The organism is Buttiauxella cochleicola (assembly GCF_021282435.1).
Lineage (GTDB): Bacteria > Pseudomonadota > Gammaproteobacteria > Enterobacterales > Enterobacteriaceae > Buttiauxella > Buttiauxella massiliensis.
The window spans coordinates 1-17524 of the sequence record NZ_JAJSOT010000017.1 but is presented as its reverse complement, the minus strand read 5'-3'; the positions used below and the strand labels follow the sequence as shown (position 1 = coordinate 17524).

Below are 17524 nucleotides of genomic sequence, written 5' to 3'. Positions count from 1 at the left end.
TACAGCAACGCAGCGATGCTAAAACTCCCCTCGAGGCGTGAGCGTGAATATGCAAGGGAAGTGAGAGAAAAAAGGTCGAAATATCCCTTAAAAAACAATGCCGGTCACCTTAAGTGACCGGCATTAGCCTTCAGGGCTGGCTTTTTTGTTTCTATTTCTGTTCAACACTTTGTCGCAGTGGCGTCACCGGAGTCACTCGCACTTGCTTAATCATGTTGTCTTGCACATCAAGAATATCAATATCGTAGTTGCTTAAGCGCACGCGAGTGTCGATAGCCGGTATCTCTTGCAGCTCTTCAAGCAACATACCGTTTACGGTGCGGGCTTCGTCTTCTGGCAGTGTCCAGTTGAAGGCTTTATTGATTTCACGAACGTTAGCGCTGCCTTCAATAATCACGGAACCATCGTTTTGCGGCGTCACTTCTTCAGCAAGCGTTGGTGACATGGAGGTAGTGAAATCACCGACAATTTCTTCAAGAATGTCTTCTACAGTGACCAGCCCCTGAATATCACCATATTCGTCGACCACCAGGCCGACTTTCTTTTTATTGCGCTGGAATTTAACCAGTTGCACGCTGAGCGGTGTGCCTTCCGGTACGAAATAAATCTCGTCAGAGGCGCGTAACAGAGTTTCTTTGGTGAACTCCTGCTTTTCCGTCATCAGACGGTAGGCTTCGCGCACACGCAGCATACTGATTGCATCATCCAGCGTATCGCGGTAAAGCACGATGCGCCCGTGTGGAGAGTGTGTCAGTTGGCGAACAATGGATTTCCAGTCGTCGTTGATGTTGATGCCAACAATTTCATTACGCGGCACCATGATGTCGTCGACACTGATTTTTTCCAGATCGAGCACGGAAAGCAGCATGTCCTGGTTGCGGCGAGAAATCTTCGAATGTGATTCATGCACCAGTGTACGTAATTCGTCTTTGTTAAGTGCACTACTTACGGTACTGACGTTTTTGATCCCCATAAGGCGCATCAACATACGCGTGATGATGTTCAGTAACCACACCAGGGGCATCATCAGGATTTGCAGTGGGCCGAGCAGGAAGCTGCTTGGGAAGGCGACTTTTTCTGGATACAGCGCGGCGATAGTTTTTGGCAAAACTTCAGCGAAGACCAGCACCACAAAGGTGAGGATACCGGTGGCGATAGCAACGCCAGCATCGCCGTATAAACGCATGCCGACGATGGTGCCGATGGCTGAGGCCAGAATATTGACGAGGTTATTGCCAATTAATACCAGGCTAATCAGGCGGTCTGGTTTACGAAGAAGTTTTTCCACCCGTTTAGCGGCGCGGTTACCTTGCTTGGCAAGATGGCGCAACTTATAACGGTTAAGCGTCATCATGCCGGTTTCAGAGCCGGAGAAGTACGCTGAAACGACTACCATGATGATCAATGTGACAATCAACGTAGTCGTTGAGATCTGTTCCAAAAGGGTGTTCCTTTAAAAAGACAATATTAGCCGACAAATTGTTGCAGGACGCGGCTACCAAAATAGGCGAGTGTCAGAATTGCAGCACCAGCGACGTTAAACCAGACTACACGGCGGCCTCTCCAACCTTCATGATAGTGTCCCCAAAGTAAAACGATGTAGACAAACCACGCGAGAATCGACAATACCGCTTTGTCGACATTTTCCAGGCTGAAAAGATTTTTCAGATAAAACAGACCGGTACAAAGGGTTAACGTCAGTAGTACAACGCCGACTTGAGTGATGTGAAACATTTTGCGCTCAATGCTCATCAACGGCGGCATTTCAGCTCGGAAGGCGAGTTTTTTGTTCTTGAGCTGATAGTCAATCCAGGCAAGTTGCAACGCGTAAAGTGCTGCGATTATCAGCGTAGCGTAAGCAAAGAGTGACAAACCAATATGCACCATCATACCTGGTGTAGCTTCAAGGTGTGTGATGAATTCGTTAGGCATAAAGGTGGCAAGTGCCAGATTGATTAAGGCAAAAGCGTAAACAATTGGTAACAGCAGCCAACCTCGATTGCGTGATGCCACAATTGTCATCACGGTACATATCATCAAACTGACAAGCGAGCCGACGTTAAGTAAACTGAGGTTCTGACCTCCATCGGCGGCAAATATCCGAGCCTCAAGCGCCACACCGTGGCTTACAAGTGCTATAACGGCCGATATAATGGCGAAACGGCGCCACCCGCTGTTTTTTGTCAGCAGGCCCGGGATGATCAGCGCGAGGCTGCAGGAATAGGCTACAAGCGCAAGGATGGCGAAAACAGGCATATAAAGTGTCGGTCAATTAGCCAGAGAAGAAAAAAACCAGTATAACGTTACCTGCCGCCTGCTCCAACTCTAACCGTTGCATCACACCAAAGGCGGCTTCATGTTATAATCCGCCAAATTCTGTTTTGTGTCGCAAGCTGCGGCCCTAAGTTACCACGTTAGGCAAAAGACAATGTTTGATAATTTAACTGACCGTCTGTCGCGCTCATTGCGCAATATCAGCGGCCGCGGGCGGCTGACTGAAGAGAATGTAAAAGAAACTCTGCGCGAAGTGCGCATGGCATTGCTGGAAGCAGATGTTGCGCTACCGGTTGTGCGTGACTTTATCAGCCGCGTAAAAGAAAAAGCGGTTGGTCATGAAGTTAACAAAAGCCTGACTCCGGGTCAGGAATTCGTCAAAATCGTTCGCGCCGAATTAGTTGCAGCGATGGGCGAAGAGAATGCGAGCCTGAATCTTGCAGCACAGCCGCCAGCCGTTGTGCTGATGGCGGGTTTGCAAGGTGCGGGTAAAACCACAAGCGTCGCGAAATTAGGTAAGTTCCTGCGCGAGAAGCACAAAAAGAAAGTGCTGGTGGTTTCTGCCGACGTTTATCGCCCTGCGGCGATCAAACAGTTGGAAACGCTGGCTGAACAAGTCGGTGTCGATTTCTTCCCGTCCGATGTCGGCCAAAAGCCTGTTGATATCGTTAATGCGGCGCTGAAAGAAGCGAAGCTGAAATTCTTTGATGTGCTGCTGGTGGATACCGCCGGTCGTTTGCACGTTGACGAAGCGATGATGGATGAAATCAAACAGGTTCATGCTGCGATTAACCCAGTTGAAACCCTGTTTGTTGTCGATGCCATGACCGGCCAGGATGCGGCAAATACAGCTAAAGCCTTTAACGAAGCATTGCCACTGACTGGCGTCGTACTGACGAAAGTCGATGGTGATGCACGTGGCGGTGCGGCTCTGTCTATCCGTCATATTACCGGCAAGCCGATTAAATTCCTCGGTGTGGGTGAGAAAACAGAAGCGCTGGAGCCTTTCCACCCGGATCGTATTGCCTCTCGTATTCTGGGAATGGGCGATGTTCTGTCGCTTATCGAAGATATTGAGAGCAAAGTTGACCGTGCTCAGGCTGAGAAATTAGCCAGCAAGCTGAAAAAGGGCGATGGGTTTGATCTCAACGATTTCCTTGACCAGCTCAAGCAGATGAAAAACATGGGTGGCATGGCGAGTATGATGAGCAAATTGCCAGGAATGGGGCAATTGCCGGATAACGTTAAGTCGCAAATGGATGACAAAGTCCTGGTGCGTATGGAAGCCATTATTAATTCCATGACGCTCAAAGAGCGTGCGCAGCCAGAGATTATCAAAGGTTCACGTAAACGTCGTATCGCGATGGGTGCGGGTATGCAGGTGCAAGATGTCAACCGTCTGCTCAAGCAGTTCGACGACATGCAACGCATGATGAAAAAGATGAAGAAAGGCGGAATGGCGAAAATGATGCGCGGCATGAAAGGTATGATGCCACCAGGTTTCCCAGGTCGTTAAGCTCATTTAGATTGCATTTTGCGCCGAAATGAGTAAAATTTTCGGGCTTTTAATATGACACCGGGCTCCATCCCTCGATGGGGCCCGATGTTTTATTCACTAAAGAGGATGTTATGGTAACTATTCGTTTAGCACGTCACGGCGCTAAAAAGCGTCCGTTCTACCAGGTTGTTGTTACTGACAGCCGTAATGCACGTAACGGTCGCTTCATCGAGCGCGTTGGTTTCTTCAACCCTATCGCTGGTGAAAAAGACGAGGCAACTCGCCTGGATCTGGATCGTATCGAGCATTGGGTTGGCTTAGGCGCAACCGTTTCTGATCGCGTATCTGCGCTGATCAAAGCAGCAAAAAAAGCAGCTTAATCTGTCACGGTGGTCATGATGAGCAATCAACTCGCTGTAAAGGCTCCTGTTAACCCAATCGTGTTGGGCAAGATGGGTTCCTGCTATGGGATTCGTGGTTGGCTCAGAGTGTTTTCTTCCACCGAAGACGCCGATAGCATTTTTGACTATCAGCCCTGGTTTATCCAGAAGGCGGGTCAGTGGCAGCAAGTACAGCTGGAAAGCTGGAAGCACCACAATCAGGATCTGGTCATCAAGCTGAAAGGCATTGACGACCGGGATGCCGCGAATCTTCTGACCAATTGCGAAATTGTCGTCGATTCAACGCAATTGCCTCATCTCGAAGAGGGTGACTACTACTGGAAAGACCTTATGGGTTGCCAGGTTGTCACTACTGAAGGATATCAGCTCGGTAAAGTCATCGACATGATGGAAACCGGCTCAAATGACGTTCTCGTCATTAAGGCAAACCTGAAAGATGCGTTCGGTATCAAGGAGCGGCTGGTTCCGTTCCTCGATGGGCAGGTTATCAAGAAAGTCGATCTCGCTACTCAAACGATTGAAGTAGATTGGGATCCTGGTTTTTAAAACCTCCGGATTAACGGTAAAAGTCGGCGTAATGGGGATTGGCTTGTGTTTATTGGTGTAGTTAGCCTGTTTCCAGAGATGTTCCGCGCAATTACCGACTTCGGGGTAACTGGCCGGGCTGTAAAAAATGGCCTGCTGAGCATCCAGAGTTGGAGTCCACGAGACTTCACTTATGACCGGCACCGTACCGTGGACGATCGTCCTTACGGCGGCGGACCGGGTATGCTCATGATGGTAAATCCTTTGCGGGAAGCCATCCACGCAGCGAAAGCAGCGGCAGGGGAAGGTGCTAAGGTTATCTATCTGTCACCTCAGGGACGCAAGCTTGATCAAGAAGGCGTCAGTGAACTGGCAACAAATGAGAAGTTAATTCTGGTTTGTGGTCGTTATGAAGGGATAGATGAGCGCGTAATCCAAACCGAAATTGATGAAGAATGGTCAATCGGCGATTACGTTCTCAGTGGTGGTGAATTACCAGCAATGGTACTGATTGACTCAGTTTCTCGGTTTATTCCGGGAGTCTTGGGGCATCAGTCATCAGCAATCGAAGATTCGTTTGTCGATGGATTGTTGGACTGCCCACACTATACCCGTCCTGAAGTGTTAGAAGGCATGGAGGTTCCGCCAGTTTTACTGTCGGGAAACCATGCTCAGATTCGCCGGTGGCGCCTGAAACAGTCGCTGGGCCGTACCTGGCTTAGAAGACCTGAACTTCTGGAAAACCTGGCTCTGACTGAAGAGCAAGCAAGGTTGCTGGCGGAGTTCCAACGGGAACACGCAAATACAGCAACATAAACATGATGGGATGGCGTAAGCCCCCGATTATCAGTTTACCCAGGATAAGAGACAAAATTATGAGCAACATTATTAAGCAAATTGAACAAGAACAGATGAAACAGGATGTACCTTCATTCCGTCCGGGTGATTCCGTGGAAGTGAAAGTATGGGTCGTTGAAGGTTCTAAAAAACGTCTGCAGGCATTTGAGGGCGTGGTTATTGCTATCCGTAACCGCGGTCTGCACTCTGCATTCACTGTTCGTAAAATTTCCAACGGCGAAGGTGTTGAGCGTGTATTCCAGACTCACTCCCCAGTAATCGACAGCATTGCTGTTAAACGTCGTGGTGCCGTTCGTAAAGCTAAACTGTACTACCTGCGTGAGCGCACTGGTAAGTCTGCTCGTATTAAAGAGCGTCTGACTAAGTAAGATTTCGCTAGCGCGACATCCATATCAAGGGCTGCCATCTGGCAGCCCTTTTTTTGTCTAGCGCAAAAATGAGCGCTGAAACTCTTCATTGCTTCCTTTCTCCCATTGGGCTCGGCGCTCAGCAACATCTGGTAAGCTCTCACAACTGCCAGGAAATGACTTTCCGCTTTGCCCCAGAATTAGTAAGAACTTCGGATCGCAAATTCTCTGCTGTCCTTCTGCATATCCCTTCAACCATTCCTGACGGTCCACATTCTCATCATTATGCATATGTGAAATAACCAGATTGCTTCTGACCGGTTGCCCTGACATTGCATCGTCCCAGCCGGCTTGATACCAGTCGGTAGGCTCAGGGGTGGGAGCATGTGTGTACGGATCAACATAACAGGCTGACAGAAATAAGATCGGAACTAAGACGATGTAACGCATGGTGGGAATATCCGTTTCAAAGAGTATTCTCTGAGCATAGAGGCTATTTCATTGAATGCATGTTTACGCGAAAAAGAAGCGTGTTTATGTATGTGTGTATAATTAACTTTACATTTATCGGTGTTTGATGTGCTTTAATCGGCAATTATTTTAGTGGTGTAACGTATTGTTTACGTAATATGGATTGCAATCTTTACTAAAACTGGTAATGTAGTCGCATCCTCACTGAGGAAACGACTATCGCAAACGAGCTAACAGGATCGCCATCATGCAAAAAGACGCGCTGAACAACGTTCATATTTCTGACGAACAAGTATTAATCACTCCGGATCAACTGAAAGCAGAGTTCCCGCTGACAGCCGCTCAAGAAGCGCAGATAGAACAGTCTCGTCAGACGATTTCCAACATTATCGCTGGCCGTGATCCTCGTCTGTTAGTGGTGTGTGGACCTTGCTCGATCCACGACCCGGAAACCGCGATTGAATATGCTCGTCGTTTTAAAACGTTGTCTGAACAAGTTAGCGATAGTCTGTACCTCGTGATGCGCGTCTATTTTGAAAAGCCACGTACTACTGTGGGCTGGAAAGGGCTTATCAACGATCCGCACATGGATGGCTCGTTTGATGTCGAAGGCGGTTTGAAAATTGCTCGTCAATTGCTTGTAGAGTTGGTGAGCATGGGGCTGCCGCTGGCAACCGAAGCGCTTGATCCAAATAGCCCGCAATACTTGGGTGATCTGTTCAGCTGGTCGGCAATCGGTGCGCGTACTACTGAGTCCCAGACTCACCGTGAAATGGCTTCAGGCCTTTCAATGCCGGTTGGCTTCAAAAATGGTACTGATGGCAGCCTGGGCACCGCAATTAATGCAATGCGCGCCGCATCTATGCCACACCGTTTTGTCGGTATTAACCAGGCAGGCCAGGTTTGCTTACTGCAAACTCAGGGTAACCCTGATGGTCATGTGATTTTACGTGGCGGCAAAGCACCTAACTACAGCCCGGCAGATGTTGCGCAGTGTGAAAAAGAGATGGAACAGGCAGGACTCCGCCCAGCCTTGATGATAGATTGCAGCCATGGCAACTCAAACAAAGACTACCGCCGCCAGCCGGGTGTAGCTGAATCAGCTGTCGCTCAAATTAAAGATGGTAACCGTTCGATTATTGGTCTGATGATTGAAAGTAATATCCACGAGGGTAATCAATCTTCAGAACAACCTCGCAGCGAAATGAAGTATGGCGTTTCTGTAACAGATGCATGCATCGATTGGGAAACCACTGAGACTTTACTGCGCGAGATTCATCAGGATCTGAACGGTACACTTGCGGCGCGTCAGGCATAAGAGGTTTTACTATGGTGGCTGAATTGACCGCGCTGCGCGATCAAATTGACGAAGTGGATAAGGCGTTGCTGGGGCTACTGGCACGCCGCCTTGAACTGGTAGCGGAAGTTGGCGAAGTCAAAAGCCAGTACGGTTTACCGATTTATGTGCCGGAACGAGAAGCGGCAATGCTGGCTTCTCGCCGTAAAGAAGCTGAAGCGTTAGGGGTTCCACCTGATCTGATTGAAGACGTACTGCGCCGCGTAATGCGAGAGTCTTACTCAAGCGAGAATGACAAAGGTTTTAAAACGCTATTTCCTGCTCTGCGCCCGGTTGTTATCGTCGGTGGTGGTGGGCAGATGGGGCGCTTGTTTGAAAAAATGCTCATGCTGTCTGGCTATCAGGTTCGAATTCTTGAAAAAGAAGACTGGGCTAAAGCACCTGAGTTGATGGCTGATGCAGGTATGGTGATTGTCAGCGTCCCGATTCATATTACTGAGCAGGTTATTGCTCAGCTTCCGCGTTTGCCTGATGACTGTATTCTGGTTGATCTGGCATCGGTGAAGAACGGTCCTCTGCAAGCCATGCTGGCTGCACATCAGGGCCCGGTTCTCGGGTTACACCCGATGTTTGGGCCTGATAGTGGGAGCCTTGCGAAGCAAGTCGTTGTTTATTGTGATGGTCGCCAGCCGGAAGCGTATCAGTGGTTCCTGGAGCAGATTCAGGTTTGGGGCGCACGTTTACATCGCTCAACGGCCATTGAACACGATCAGAATATGGCGTTTATTCAGGCGCTGCGCCACTTTGCAACTTTTGCATATGGCCTGCATCTGGCGGAAGAGAATGTTCAGCTTGAGCAGTTGCTGGCGCTTTCTTCACCGATTTATCGCCTGGAGCTGGCAATGGTCGGGCGCTTATTTGCTCAGGACCCGCAACTCTATGCAGACATCATTATGTCCTCAGAAAGCAATTTGGATCTGATCAAGCGTTACTACAAACGCTTTGGTGAGGCGATTGGCCTGCTGGAGCATGGTGATAAGCAAGCGTTTATCGACAGCTTCCGTAAGGTTGAGCACTGGTTTGGCGATTACGCACAGCGCTTCCAGAGTGAAAGCCGCACTTTATTACGCCAGGCGAATGATAGCCGACCGTAATCGCAAATTAGTCTTATAATCTAAAGCCATCAGGGAAACCTAATGGCTTTTTTTTATTGGCAATTAAGGATAGAAAAATGGTTCAGCCGCAAGTTCTGTTCGATTACACCGGTCACTTACCTGAATGTCCTACCTGGAGTGCTGAGGAAAACTGCCTCTACTGGACGGACATTCTCGAAAACGAAATGCATCGCTATAACATCGAAAGCAAAAAACACGATGTGATTCAGTTTTCCGAGGAGGTTGGATGTTTTGCATTATGCGAAACGGGCGGTTTTATTGTCGCGCTGCGAAGCGGAATTTATTTGACCAACCGCACCGGACTTATTACTCGCAAAGTCTGTGACAACCCTAATAACCCGGCATTAGCTCGTTTTAATGATGGGGGAACTGACCGGGATGGGCGTTTTTATGCCGGAACATTTTGGGGACCGGGTGATTACAACGGTGCATTGCTTTGCCGTGTGGATAGCGATCTGACATCGCACGTCATCCAGCATGATATCCATGGTGCTAATGGTCTGGCGTTTAGTGCAGATAAAAAATGGATGTTCACATCAGACACACCGAACCGCGTGATTTACAGAACTCCGTTAGATGAACAAGGTGAACCGGGCAAGCGTGAAGTGTTTAAACGTTTTGAGTTGGGGCAGGGGATTCCTGACGGTGCGGCAATTGACGCAGAAGGTTGCTATTGGACGGCTTTGTTTGACGGTTGCCGCATTGCGCGTTTATCGCCTGGTGGTGATGTACTTGAAGAATATCAGTTGCCCGTACGCTGCCCAACGATGGTGTGTTTTGGTGGTGATGATATGAAAACGCTATTCATCACAACTACGCGAGAAGATATGGATGATACTGAAGTCGCGGAAAGGCCACTGTCCGGCGCGATTTTTACGCTTGAAGTCGCAGTGGCGGGAATGCCAAAACTGAAGTTTAAAGAAAATCAGTAAGCCAGCATAACGCTGGCTTACTGCCAGTATTACGCCGGGTCGACAGGTACCACGTTCTCACTTGGATAACAGCCAAGTACTTTCATCGAGCGGGTGATTTCGCCAAGCTCGCGAAGGGCTTTATGCATTGCTTCATCGTTCAGGTTTGCCTGAACATCCAGATAAAACATCTCTTCCCACGGGTTACCGTTAATCGGCCGAGATTCCAGTTTTGTCATAATCAGATTGTGATTACGCAGAACCAGAAGCGCTTCTACAAGTGCACCAGCTTGCTGACCCGTTGCCATCAGCAATGTTGTTTTAGCTGGAACCTGGTCAGTCACTTCAACAGCTTTGCGAGCCAGGACGATGAAACGAGTAATGTTTTGCGTCTGATTTGCCAGGTTACGTTCCAGAACTTGTAAGCCATACAGCGCGCCACCTGCTTCGCTACCTAATGCCGCGACATGAGGTGAGTTCGCCTGAGCAACCTTCTCCATGGCTGCAGAAGTACTCTCACAATATTCAATTTTCCAGTTTGGGTAGCGATTGATGAACTGGCTACATTGCTGGAAAGGCTGCGGATGGCTATACACAGTGTGGATAGTGTCTAAATCAGTAGTGCCTTTAACCAACACGCAGTGATCGATAGGCACAGTCATCTCGGCAACGATGGATAAACTTGTGTGCTGCAACAAATCATAGACATCGTTAATTGCTCCAGAACTGGTGTTCTCTAGCGGCACGACTGCGTAATCTGCTTGACCAGTTTCGACTTGATTAAAGATATCGTGAAACTTTGCACAGCCGCTTTCAATAAATTGTTCAAAGTGTCGGGCGGCATACTGGCGAGCGGCAAGGTGAGAGTAAGAACCTTTTGGGCCAAGGAATGCAATTCGTGCTGATTGTGGATTCGTTTTATTAAGGTGCTGCTGCAATAACGTTTGCTGGGTCAGGACGGAGTCTTCAATAATTAGCTGGAACAGGCGAGTTATGTAATGAGCATCCAGATTATGGGTTTTACCCAGTGCAATCAGACGCTCGAGTAGGTCCCGCTCGCGGTCTATATCTCGCACCGGGCGGTGAGTGGCAAGCTTAGCTTTGCCTACTTCTACAGCTAATAAGCGACGCTCTGCCAGCAATGCCAGCAGTTTTACATCCAGGGCGCTAATTTTATCGCGCAGTGCCAGCAATGGGTTTGTCTCACTCATATCGCTACCTTTTCGAATTCCATAAAAAAAGCCTCCCGGGTTTCGGGAGGCTTGTTTGTTCGTCTTCGCATTCTTTATCACACGACGAATTGCCTCCCATTCAGGGGAAGGTAAAAAAGAATGCGAAGAAAAACGGAAATAATTTCATAGTTGGTTCCTGATTAGTCAGACAAGTAAGGTACCCGGTCTGTTTTCGCTCTGTCAATAAAAAACGCGCCCGGAGGCGCGTTGTTATGGTTGATAAGGCTAAATTGATTACTCTTCTTCAACTTCCGCGATAGCAACGTCTTTCACTGAACCTGCTGTGCGACGCGCTTCACCCTTGTGTTGCACTTTATTCAACTGCCGCTCCAGTTTGTTGATCAAATCGTTGATAGCCGTATACATATCATCGTGTTTGGCGCTCGCTACGAGCTGGCCATTTGGCGTATTAATGGTGGCATCAGCCACGAAACCTTTCGGTTCTTTGGACAAAACAATGTGTGGATTAATTAGATGAGTTTGCCACTTGTCCAGTTTTGTTAGACGGTCTGCGACGTGCTGACGAATAGCTGGGGTGATTTCCATTTGTTTGCTGGTAATGTTCATTGTCATAAAGTTACCTCTTGTCATTCCCGTCTTGGTAACTCCAGCATACCTTTCTGAATGTCAAAATGTGTGATTAAAGTCACATTATTTTGTCACTTTTTGTCAGTAAACCCTTTTTGTGAGACAGGACAGGATCTCTGTTTTTAAAGCTTGTGGAAGTGAAAAATAGCGTCCATATTTGATTGGATGACCTGACGCTAAACCGTTTCAGTTTACGTATTTCAGGCAATAAAAATGGCAGCCATATGGCTGCCATTTTGTTTTGATAAATTGGTGAATCAGGTGTTGCTGCTATTAGCCGCGATAATTTTTGCAACTTTGTCAGCCTGGGCTGGCATTTGCATTTCACGGTAAGCATTTTCCATCAATTTCAGACCATCACGCGTGGCCTGAGTATCAGGGAAATCACGCAACATTCCTTCGACACGGTTAACTACTGCAACCCACGCGCCGCGTTTAGTGTAGTATTGCGCCACTGAAAGCTCATATTTCGCTAAACGATCTTTCAGGAACACCAGACGCTTGGTGGCATCGGTGACATACTGGCTGTTCGGATAACCGCGAACCAGCTTAGAGAAATCGTTGAAAGCATCACGCGCATGAGCAGGATCTCGGTCTGAACGATCGACGCCAAAGAAGCCTTGTAATGCGCTATCATCCAACGCCATGTCCGTCAGACCACGCATGTAAAGTACGTAGTCAATGTTTGGATGGGTTGGATTAAGACGCATAAAGCGGTCAATCGCTGCCTGAGCCAGTGGCAAATCAGCGTTCTTATAGTAAGCGTAAATAAGATCTAACTGCACTTGCTGCGAGTAAGGCCCGAACGGATAACGGTTATCCAGCGCTTCCAGTTGCGTTATCGCCGCTTTAAAGTTACCGTCCTGCAACTTTTGCTGCGCAGTCGCATAGATCTCAGAAGGTGGATTATCAGGAACCTCATCCTTGGAACTGGAGCAACCAGCCAAAGCCAGGCTCAACGTGGCTGCTGCCACCAGATATTTCATACGCGTCATGACGTTTTGACTTTCCTCAGAATGTTATCCGGGAGGCTCGCAGTACCAGCTCCCGATAAAGACCAGCTACAATAGCACACTATATTAAACGGCATTGCCGTAAAACCCAACGTTAACGAAGAAGCTGTCTATGGCACAACTAGTACAACTCACCGCAACTGTGTCCGAATCTCAACTCGGTCAACGCTTAGATCAAGCTTTGGCCGAATTGTTCCCGGATTATTCACGTTCGCGTATAAAAGAATGGATTCTTGATCAGCGTGTGCTGGTCAATGGCAATATCAGCGACAAACCGAAAGAGAAAGTGTTGGGTGGCGAAAGCGTCACTATCAACGCTGAAATCGAAGAGGATGCGCGCTGGGAACCACAAGATATCCCGCTCAATATCGTCTATGAAGATGACGATATTCTGGTGATTAACAAACCGCGTGATTTCGTTGTGCATCCTGGTGCGGGTAACCCTGATGGGACCGTCCTGAATGCACTATTGCATTACTACCCACCGATTGCTGATGTACCGCGTGCGGGTATTGTGCATCGTCTGGATAAAGACACGACTGGTTTGATGGTTGTTGCGAAAACTGTTCCTGCGCAAACTCACCTGGTTGAAGCTTTGCAATTACGTGAAATCACGCGTGAGTATGAAGCAGTTGCGATTGGTCATATGACTGCGGGTGGCACGGTAGACGAGCCAATCAGCCGCCATTCGACCAAGCGCACCCATATGGCTGTGCATCCTATGGGTAAGCCAGCGGTTACGCATTACCGAATCATGGAACATTTCCGCGTACACACTCGTCTGCGTCTGCGTCTGGAAACAGGTCGTACTCACCAGATTCGTGTGCACATGGCGCATATCACTCATCCATTAGTTGGCGATCAGCTTTACGGTGGCCGTCCACGCCCGCCAAAAGGTGCGTCGGAAGAGTTTGTTAGCGTGCTGCGTAAGTTTGACCGCCAGGCTCTTCATGCAACCATGTTACGTCTTCACCATCCGATCAGCGGTATGTTGATGGAGTGGCATGCGCCGATTCCTCAGGATATGGTTGAGCTGATTGAAGCATTGCGTGCTGATACAGAAATCCATAAGGATCAACTGGACTGGCTATGAGCAAATTGATCGTCCCGCAGTTGCCGCTCCCTGAAGGAGTGGCTGCTTGCAGTTCGACACGTATTGGCGGTGTGAGTCAACCGCCTTACGATTCGCTTAATCTGGGAGCCCATTGCGGTGATAACCTGGATGATGTCGAAGAAAACCGCCGTCTTTTTTACGCTGCTGCGTCGTTGCCTTCAAAACCTGTTTGGTTAGAGCAGGTACACGGTAAAGAAGTGTTAAAACTCACGGGCGGGCCATATTTGTCTAAGCGCGCTGATGCTTCTTATAGCTCAACACCGGGCACCGTTTGTGCAGTAATGACTGCAGATTGTTTGCCAGTGCTATTCTGTAATAAGGCAGGAACTGAGGTTGCTGCTGCTCATGCGGGATGGCGTGGTTTGTGCGAAGGTGTGCTTGAAGAAACCATCGCCTGTTTTAAAGATGCGCCAGAAAATATCATCGCATGGCTTGGCCCGGCTATCGGCCCTGAAGCATTTGAAGTCGGCCCTGAAGTGCGTGAAGCGTTTATGGCTAAAGATCTTCAGGCTGATAGCGCATTTCGCCCGTCAGGGGAAAAATACATCGCTGACATCTACACGTTGGCACGCCAACGCTTGTCTGCCGCGGATATTAACCATATTTATGGTGGTGACCGTTGCACTTACAGCGAAGCGGGTGATTTTTTCTCATATCGACGCGACAGAACCACAGGCCGTATGGCAAGTTTCATTTGGCTGATATAACCTATCGAATCAAGACGATCCAGTGCGGGTAACTAACGCTCCAAATATTTCAGGTCATTAACCTTGAATAATTGAGGGATGACCTCATTTAATCTCCAGTAGCAAATTTGACCTGTATATGGGAGGAGTTATGCGTCTGGATCGTCTTACTAATAAATTCCAGCTTGCTCTCGCTGATGCCCAATCCTTAGCTCTCGGGCAAGACAACCAATTTATCGAACCCCTTCACTTGATGAGCGCACTGCTCAATCAGGAAGGCGGCTCTGTGCGTCCGTTACTGACCTCTGCTGGTGTTAATGCTGGCAAGTTACGTACGGATATCGAGCAAGCTTTAAGCCGTTTACCACAAGTTGAAGGAACGGGCGGTGACGTCCAGCCTTCGCAGGATTTAGTCCGTGCATTAAACCTGTGTGACAAACTGGCGCAAAAACGAAATGACAACTTCATTTCGTCTGAGTTATTTGTTCTGGCAGCACTTGAATCGCGCGGAACATTAACTGATTTATTGAAATCAGCAGGTGCTACCACGGCAAATGTGACAGCAGCAATTGAACAAATGCGTGGAGGCGAAAACGTGAATGATCAAGGTGCCGAAGACCAACGTCAGGCATTGAAAAAATATACCGTCGATCTGACTGAGCGTGCAGAACAGGGCAAGCTTGATCCAGTGATTGGCCGTGATGAAGAAATTCGCCGCACTATTCAAGTATTGCAACGGCGTACCAAAAACAACCCGGTACTCATCGGTGAACCAGGCGTTGGTAAAACAGCCATTGTTGAAGGCCTGGCACAGCGCATTATTAATGGTGAAGTGCCTGAAGGGTTGAAAGGGCGTCGCGTACTGGCGCTGGATATGGGTTCGCTGGTGGCGGGCGCGAAATATCGTGGTGAATTTGAAGAGCGTCTTAAAGGTGTGCTGAACGACCTTTCTAAACAGGAAGGTAACGTCATTCTATTTATTGACGAGCTGCACACTATGGTTGGTGCAGGTAAAGCCGATGGCGCAATGGATGCAGGTAACATGCTTAAGCCTGCACTGGCGCGCGGTGAGTTGCACTGTGTCGGTGCGACAACGCTTGATGAATATCGCCAATATATAGAGAAGGATGCAGCACTTGAGCGCCGCTTCCAGAAAGTGTTCGTTGCAGAGCCTTCAGTCGAAGATACCATCGCAATTTTGCGTGGGTTGAAGGAGCGTTACGAACTGCACCACCATGTGCAGATTACTGACCCGGCTATTGTTGCGGCTGCGACTCTATCGCATCGATATATTGCCGATCGTCAGTTGCCGGATAAAGCCATCGACCTTATCGATGAAGCGGCTTCCAGCATTCGTATGCAGATTGATTCGAAGCCAGAAGAGTTAGACCGTCTTGATCGCCGAATCATCCAGCTAAAACTGGAACAGCAGGCATTGAAGAAAGAGTCTGACGAAGCGAGCCAAAAACGTTTGAGTATGCTTGAGGAAGAATTAGGGCAGAAAGAACGTGAATATTCAGTACTGGAAGAAGAGTGGAAGGCTGAGAAAGCTTCACTTTCTGGTGAGCAGACGATTAAAGCGGAGCTGGAACAGGCAAAAATTGCCATTGAACAGGCTCGTCGCGTAGGCGATCTGGCTCGTATGTCTGAATTGCAGTATGGGAAGATTCCAGAGCTTGAGAAACAGCTCGCGGCTGCAACTCAGAGTGAAGGCAAAACCATGCGGCTGCTGCGTAACAAAGTGACTGACGCAGAAATTGCGGAAGTGCTGGCACGTTGGACTGGGATCCCTGTGGCTCGAATGCTGGAAGGTGAACGAGACAAACTGCTGAGAATGGAGCAACAACTTCATACTCGTGTTATCGGGCAGAATGAGGCTGTTGAGGCAGTATCAAACGCAATTCGTCGTAGCCGTGCTGGTTTGTCTGACCCAAATCGTCCGATTGGTTCGTTCCTGTTCCTTGGGCCTACCGGTGTTGGTAAAACTGAGCTGTGCAAAACGCTGGCAAACTTTATGTTTGATAGCGATGACGCAATGGTACGTATCGATATGTCCGAGTTTATGGAAAAACACTCGGTCTCTCGTTTGGTCGGTGCGCCTCCTGGGTATGTTGGTTACGAAGAGGGCGGTTATCTGACAGAAGCTGTTCGTCGTCGTCCTTACTCTGTCATTCTGTTGGATGAAGTTGAGAAGGCACATCCAGATGTGTTCAACATCTTATTACAGGTGCTGGACGACGGACGTCTGACTGATGGGCAGGGGAGAACGGTCGACTTCCGTAATACGGTTGTGATTATGACGTCTAACCTGGGTTCTGACTTAATTCAGGAGCGCTTCGGCGAGTTGGACTACGGTCATATGAAGGATCTGATTCTTGGTGTTGTTAGTCAGAACTTCCGGCCAGAGTTCGTCAACCGTATAGATGAAGTCGTGGTATTCCACCCATTAGGTGAGCAACACATAGCTTCTATTGCGCAGATTCAGTTGCAGCGTTTGTATAAACGCCTTGAAGAGCGTGGCTATGAAGTCACTATCTCTGAGGATGCGTTGAAGCTGCTTAGCGAGAATGGTTACGACCCAGTATATGGTGCAAGACCGTTGAAACGCGCTATCCAGCAGCAAATAGAGAACCCGCTGGCTCAGCAAATCCTCTCTGGAGAGCTGATTCCTGGTAAAACAGTGCATCTGACAGTAAAAGATAATCATATTGTGGCAGTGCAGTAAGTCACAGAAAAGACAAAAACGGGCCCTGAGGGGCTCGTTTTTGTTTAAAAACCAGGCGATAGTGAGCCATTGATATGTATTTTGAATGAAAAATAATCGATCGATAAGTTTTTTGAATTTTATACTTGTCAGCTCCCAGAAAATCCCTATACTGCGCCTCCACTGACACGGCACAACGGCTTACAAACCGGCCCGTCAGCCAGATGAAAAGCGAAAATAAACGCTTGACTCTGAAAGAGGAAAGCGTAATATACGCCACCTCGAGTTAGCAAGCGAAAGCGTCTAACTCACTGCTCTTTAACAATTTATCAGACAATCTGTGTGGGCACTCGCAGGATTGATATCTCAGATACCTTCGGGTATCAAAAAAATATCAAGTCTTGAAGAGTGACCAAGCAGTAATTCATTT

Annotated in this window: 17 protein-coding genes, 1 pseudogene and 1 other annotated feature; of the genes and pseudogenes, 11 read left to right on the top strand and 7 right to left on the bottom strand. The window is 48.4% G+C overall.

The features are described 5' to 3' along the window. Positions 1-151: 151 nt before the first annotated feature. Together LVQ77_RS22105 and LVQ77_RS22100 are read right to left on the bottom strand one after the other, a co-directional pair. Positions 152-1441, bottom strand: a complete 1290-nt coding sequence (locus tag LVQ77_RS22105) for an HlyC/CorC family transporter (RefSeq protein WP_151996095.1) — start codon at positions 1439-1441, stop codon at positions 152-154. A gap of 26 nt (positions 1442-1467) precedes the next feature. Then, positions 1468-2256, bottom strand: coding sequence for a cytochrome C assembly family protein (locus tag LVQ77_RS22100; protein ID WP_151996096.1), 789 nt, complete (start codon positions 2254-2256; stop codon positions 1468-1470). Between the two features lie 172 nt (positions 2257-2428). Between LVQ77_RS22100 and ffh the strand changes: the two genes are divergently transcribed. The 5 genes and pseudogenes from ffh to rplS all read left to right on the top strand — a co-directional run bounded on the left by ffh (position 2429) and on the right by rplS (position 5924). Continuing rightward, positions 2429-3790, top strand: a complete 1362-nt coding sequence (gene ffh, locus LVQ77_RS22095; RefSeq protein WP_232867049.1) for a signal recognition particle protein — start codon at positions 2429-2431, stop codon at positions 3788-3790. Between the two features lie 113 nt (positions 3791-3903). After that, entirely contained in the window at positions 3904-4152 is a 249-nt protein-coding gene (rpsP, locus tag LVQ77_RS22090; RefSeq protein WP_064513208.1) for a 30S ribosomal protein S16, read from the top strand. An 18-nt stretch (positions 4153-4170) separates the two neighbouring features. Beyond that, positions 4171-4719, top strand: a complete 549-nt coding sequence (gene rimM, locus LVQ77_RS22085; RefSeq protein WP_064513207.1) for a ribosome maturation factor RimM — start codon at positions 4171-4173, stop codon at positions 4717-4719. Positions 4720-4764: 45 nt separating this feature from the next. Then, a pseudogene (trmD, locus tag LVQ77_RS22080) lies at positions 4765-5533 on the top strand (tRNA (guanosine(37)-N1)-methyltransferase TrmD). Between the two features lie 40 nt (positions 5534-5573). Beyond that, positions 5574-5924, top strand: a complete 351-nt coding sequence (gene rplS, locus LVQ77_RS22075; RefSeq protein WP_064513203.1) for a 50S ribosomal protein L19 — start codon at positions 5574-5576, stop codon at positions 5922-5924. A 57-nt stretch (positions 5925-5981) separates the two neighbouring features. Here rplS and LVQ77_RS22070 read toward each other — a convergent pair whose 3' ends face one another. After that, positions 5982-6353 carry a DUF2799 domain-containing protein gene (locus LVQ77_RS22070; protein WP_232905481.1) on the bottom strand — a complete coding sequence of 124 codons (372 nt, stop codon included), beginning with the start codon at positions 6351-6353 and terminating at the stop codon, positions 5982-5984. A gap of 268 nt (positions 6354-6621) precedes the next feature. Between LVQ77_RS22070 and aroF the strand changes: the two genes are divergently transcribed. From aroF to LVQ77_RS22055, 3 genes are all read left to right on the top strand, one after another. Then, a complete protein-coding gene (gene aroF / locus LVQ77_RS22065; protein ID WP_034457310.1) occupies positions 6622-7692 on the top strand; it encodes a 3-deoxy-7-phosphoheptulonate synthase AroF in 1071 nt (356 codons plus the stop codon). Between the two features lie 11 nt (positions 7693-7703). Further along, positions 7704-8825, top strand: a complete 1122-nt coding sequence (gene tyrA / locus LVQ77_RS22060; protein ID WP_232867046.1) for a bifunctional chorismate mutase/prephenate dehydrogenase — start codon at positions 7704-7706, stop codon at positions 8823-8825. Positions 8826-8902: 77 nt separating this feature from the next. After that, positions 8903-9778 (top strand): SMP-30/gluconolactonase/LRE family protein, encoded by an 876-nt coding sequence (locus tag LVQ77_RS22055; protein WP_232905480.1) that lies wholly within the window; start codon positions 8903-8905, stop codon positions 9776-9778. Positions 9779-9807: 29 nt separating this feature from the next. Here the strand turns inward: LVQ77_RS22055 and pheA are convergent, their stop codons facing one another. The 4 genes from pheA to bamD form a co-directional block, all read right to left on the bottom strand. Next, positions 9808-10968 (bottom strand): bifunctional chorismate mutase/prephenate dehydratase, encoded by a 1161-nt coding sequence (pheA, locus tag LVQ77_RS22050; protein ID WP_232867042.1) that lies wholly within the window; start codon positions 10966-10968, stop codon positions 9808-9810. Between the two features lie 21 nt (positions 10969-10989). Next, positions 10990-11117 (bottom strand) — a sequence feature (Phe leader region). Continuing rightward, positions 11069-11116 carry a pheA operon leader peptide PheL gene (gene pheL, locus LVQ77_RS22045; protein WP_193216298.1) on the bottom strand — a complete coding sequence of 16 codons (48 nt, stop codon included), beginning with the start codon at positions 11114-11116 and terminating at the stop codon, positions 11069-11071. Its footprint overlaps the feature before it by 48 nt. Before the next feature lie 106 nt (positions 11118-11223). Continuing rightward, positions 11224-11562, bottom strand: coding sequence for a ribosome-associated translation inhibitor RaiA (gene raiA / locus LVQ77_RS22040; protein ID WP_064513185.1), 339 nt, complete (start codon positions 11560-11562; stop codon positions 11224-11226). A gap of 272 nt (positions 11563-11834) precedes the next feature. Next, positions 11835-12572 carry an outer membrane protein assembly factor BamD gene (gene bamD, locus LVQ77_RS22035; RefSeq protein WP_151996101.1) on the bottom strand — a complete coding sequence of 246 codons (738 nt, stop codon included), beginning with the start codon at positions 12570-12572 and terminating at the stop codon, positions 11835-11837. Between the two features lie 130 nt (positions 12573-12702). Between bamD and rluD the strand changes: the two genes are divergently transcribed. The 3 genes from rluD (at position 12703) to clpB (ending at position 17115) form a co-directional block, all read left to right on the top strand. Then, complete coding sequence (gene rluD, locus LVQ77_RS22030) at positions 12703-13683, top strand: 23S rRNA pseudouridine(1911/1915/1917) synthase RluD (RefSeq protein WP_064513180.1); 981 nt, start codon at positions 12703-12705, stop codon at positions 13681-13683. Further along, positions 13680-14411 carry a purine nucleoside phosphorylase YfiH gene (gene yfiH, locus LVQ77_RS22025; RefSeq protein ID WP_232905479.1) on the top strand — a complete coding sequence of 244 codons (732 nt, stop codon included), beginning with the start codon at positions 13680-13682 and terminating at the stop codon, positions 14409-14411. The genes rluD and yfiH overlap by 4 nt, the downstream gene beginning before the upstream one ends. A gap of 130 nt (positions 14412-14541) precedes the next feature. Continuing rightward, complete coding sequence (gene clpB / locus LVQ77_RS22020) at positions 14542-17115, top strand: ATP-dependent chaperone ClpB (RefSeq protein ID WP_134184218.1); 2574 nt, start codon at positions 14542-14544, stop codon at positions 17113-17115. The last annotated feature ends 409 nt before the right edge of the window (positions 17116-17524 follow it).

Bases quoted from the DNA above. Each gene is read 5' to 3' on its own strand.
- LVQ77_RS22100 (WP_151996096.1), bottom strand. From the start codon at position 2,256: ATGCCTGTTTTCGCCATCCTTGCGCTTGTAGCCTATTCCTGCAGCCTC.
- ffh (WP_232867049.1), top strand. From the start codon at position 2,429: ATGTTTGATAATTTAACTGACCGTCTGTCGCGCTCATTGCGCAATATC.
- rpsP (WP_064513208.1), top strand. From the start codon at position 3,904: ATGGTAACTATTCGTTTAGCACGTCACGGCGCTAAAAAGCGTCCGTTC.
- rimM (WP_064513207.1), top strand. From the start codon at position 4,171: ATGAGCAATCAACTCGCTGTAAAGGCTCCTGTTAACCCAATCGTGTTG.
- rplS (WP_064513203.1), top strand. From the start codon at position 5,574: ATGAGCAACATTATTAAGCAAATTGAACAAGAACAGATGAAACAGGAT.
- LVQ77_RS22070 (WP_232905481.1), bottom strand. From the start codon at position 6,353: ATGCGTTACATCGTCTTAGTTCCGATCTTATTTCTGTCAGCCTGTTAT.
- aroF (WP_034457310.1), top strand. From the start codon at position 6,622: ATGCAAAAAGACGCGCTGAACAACGTTCATATTTCTGACGAACAAGTA.
- tyrA (WP_232867046.1), top strand. From the start codon at position 7,704: ATGGTGGCTGAATTGACCGCGCTGCGCGATCAAATTGACGAAGTGGAT.
- LVQ77_RS22055 (WP_232905480.1), top strand. From the start codon at position 8,903: ATGGTTCAGCCGCAAGTTCTGTTCGATTACACCGGTCACTTACCTGAA.
- pheA (WP_232867042.1), bottom strand. From the start codon at position 10,968: ATGAGTGAGACAAACCCATTGCTGGCACTGCGCGATAAAATTAGCGCC.
- raiA (WP_064513185.1), bottom strand. From the start codon at position 11,562: ATGACAATGAACATTACCAGCAAACAAATGGAAATCACCCCAGCTATT.
- bamD (WP_151996101.1), bottom strand. From the start codon at position 12,572: ATGACGCGTATGAAATATCTGGTGGCAGCAGCCACGTTGAGCCTGGCT.
- rluD (WP_064513180.1), top strand. From the start codon at position 12,703: ATGGCACAACTAGTACAACTCACCGCAACTGTGTCCGAATCTCAACTC.
- yfiH (WP_232905479.1), top strand. From the start codon at position 13,680: ATGAGCAAATTGATCGTCCCGCAGTTGCCGCTCCCTGAAGGAGTGGCT.
- clpB (WP_134184218.1), top strand. From the start codon at position 14,542: ATGCGTCTGGATCGTCTTACTAATAAATTCCAGCTTGCTCTCGCTGAT.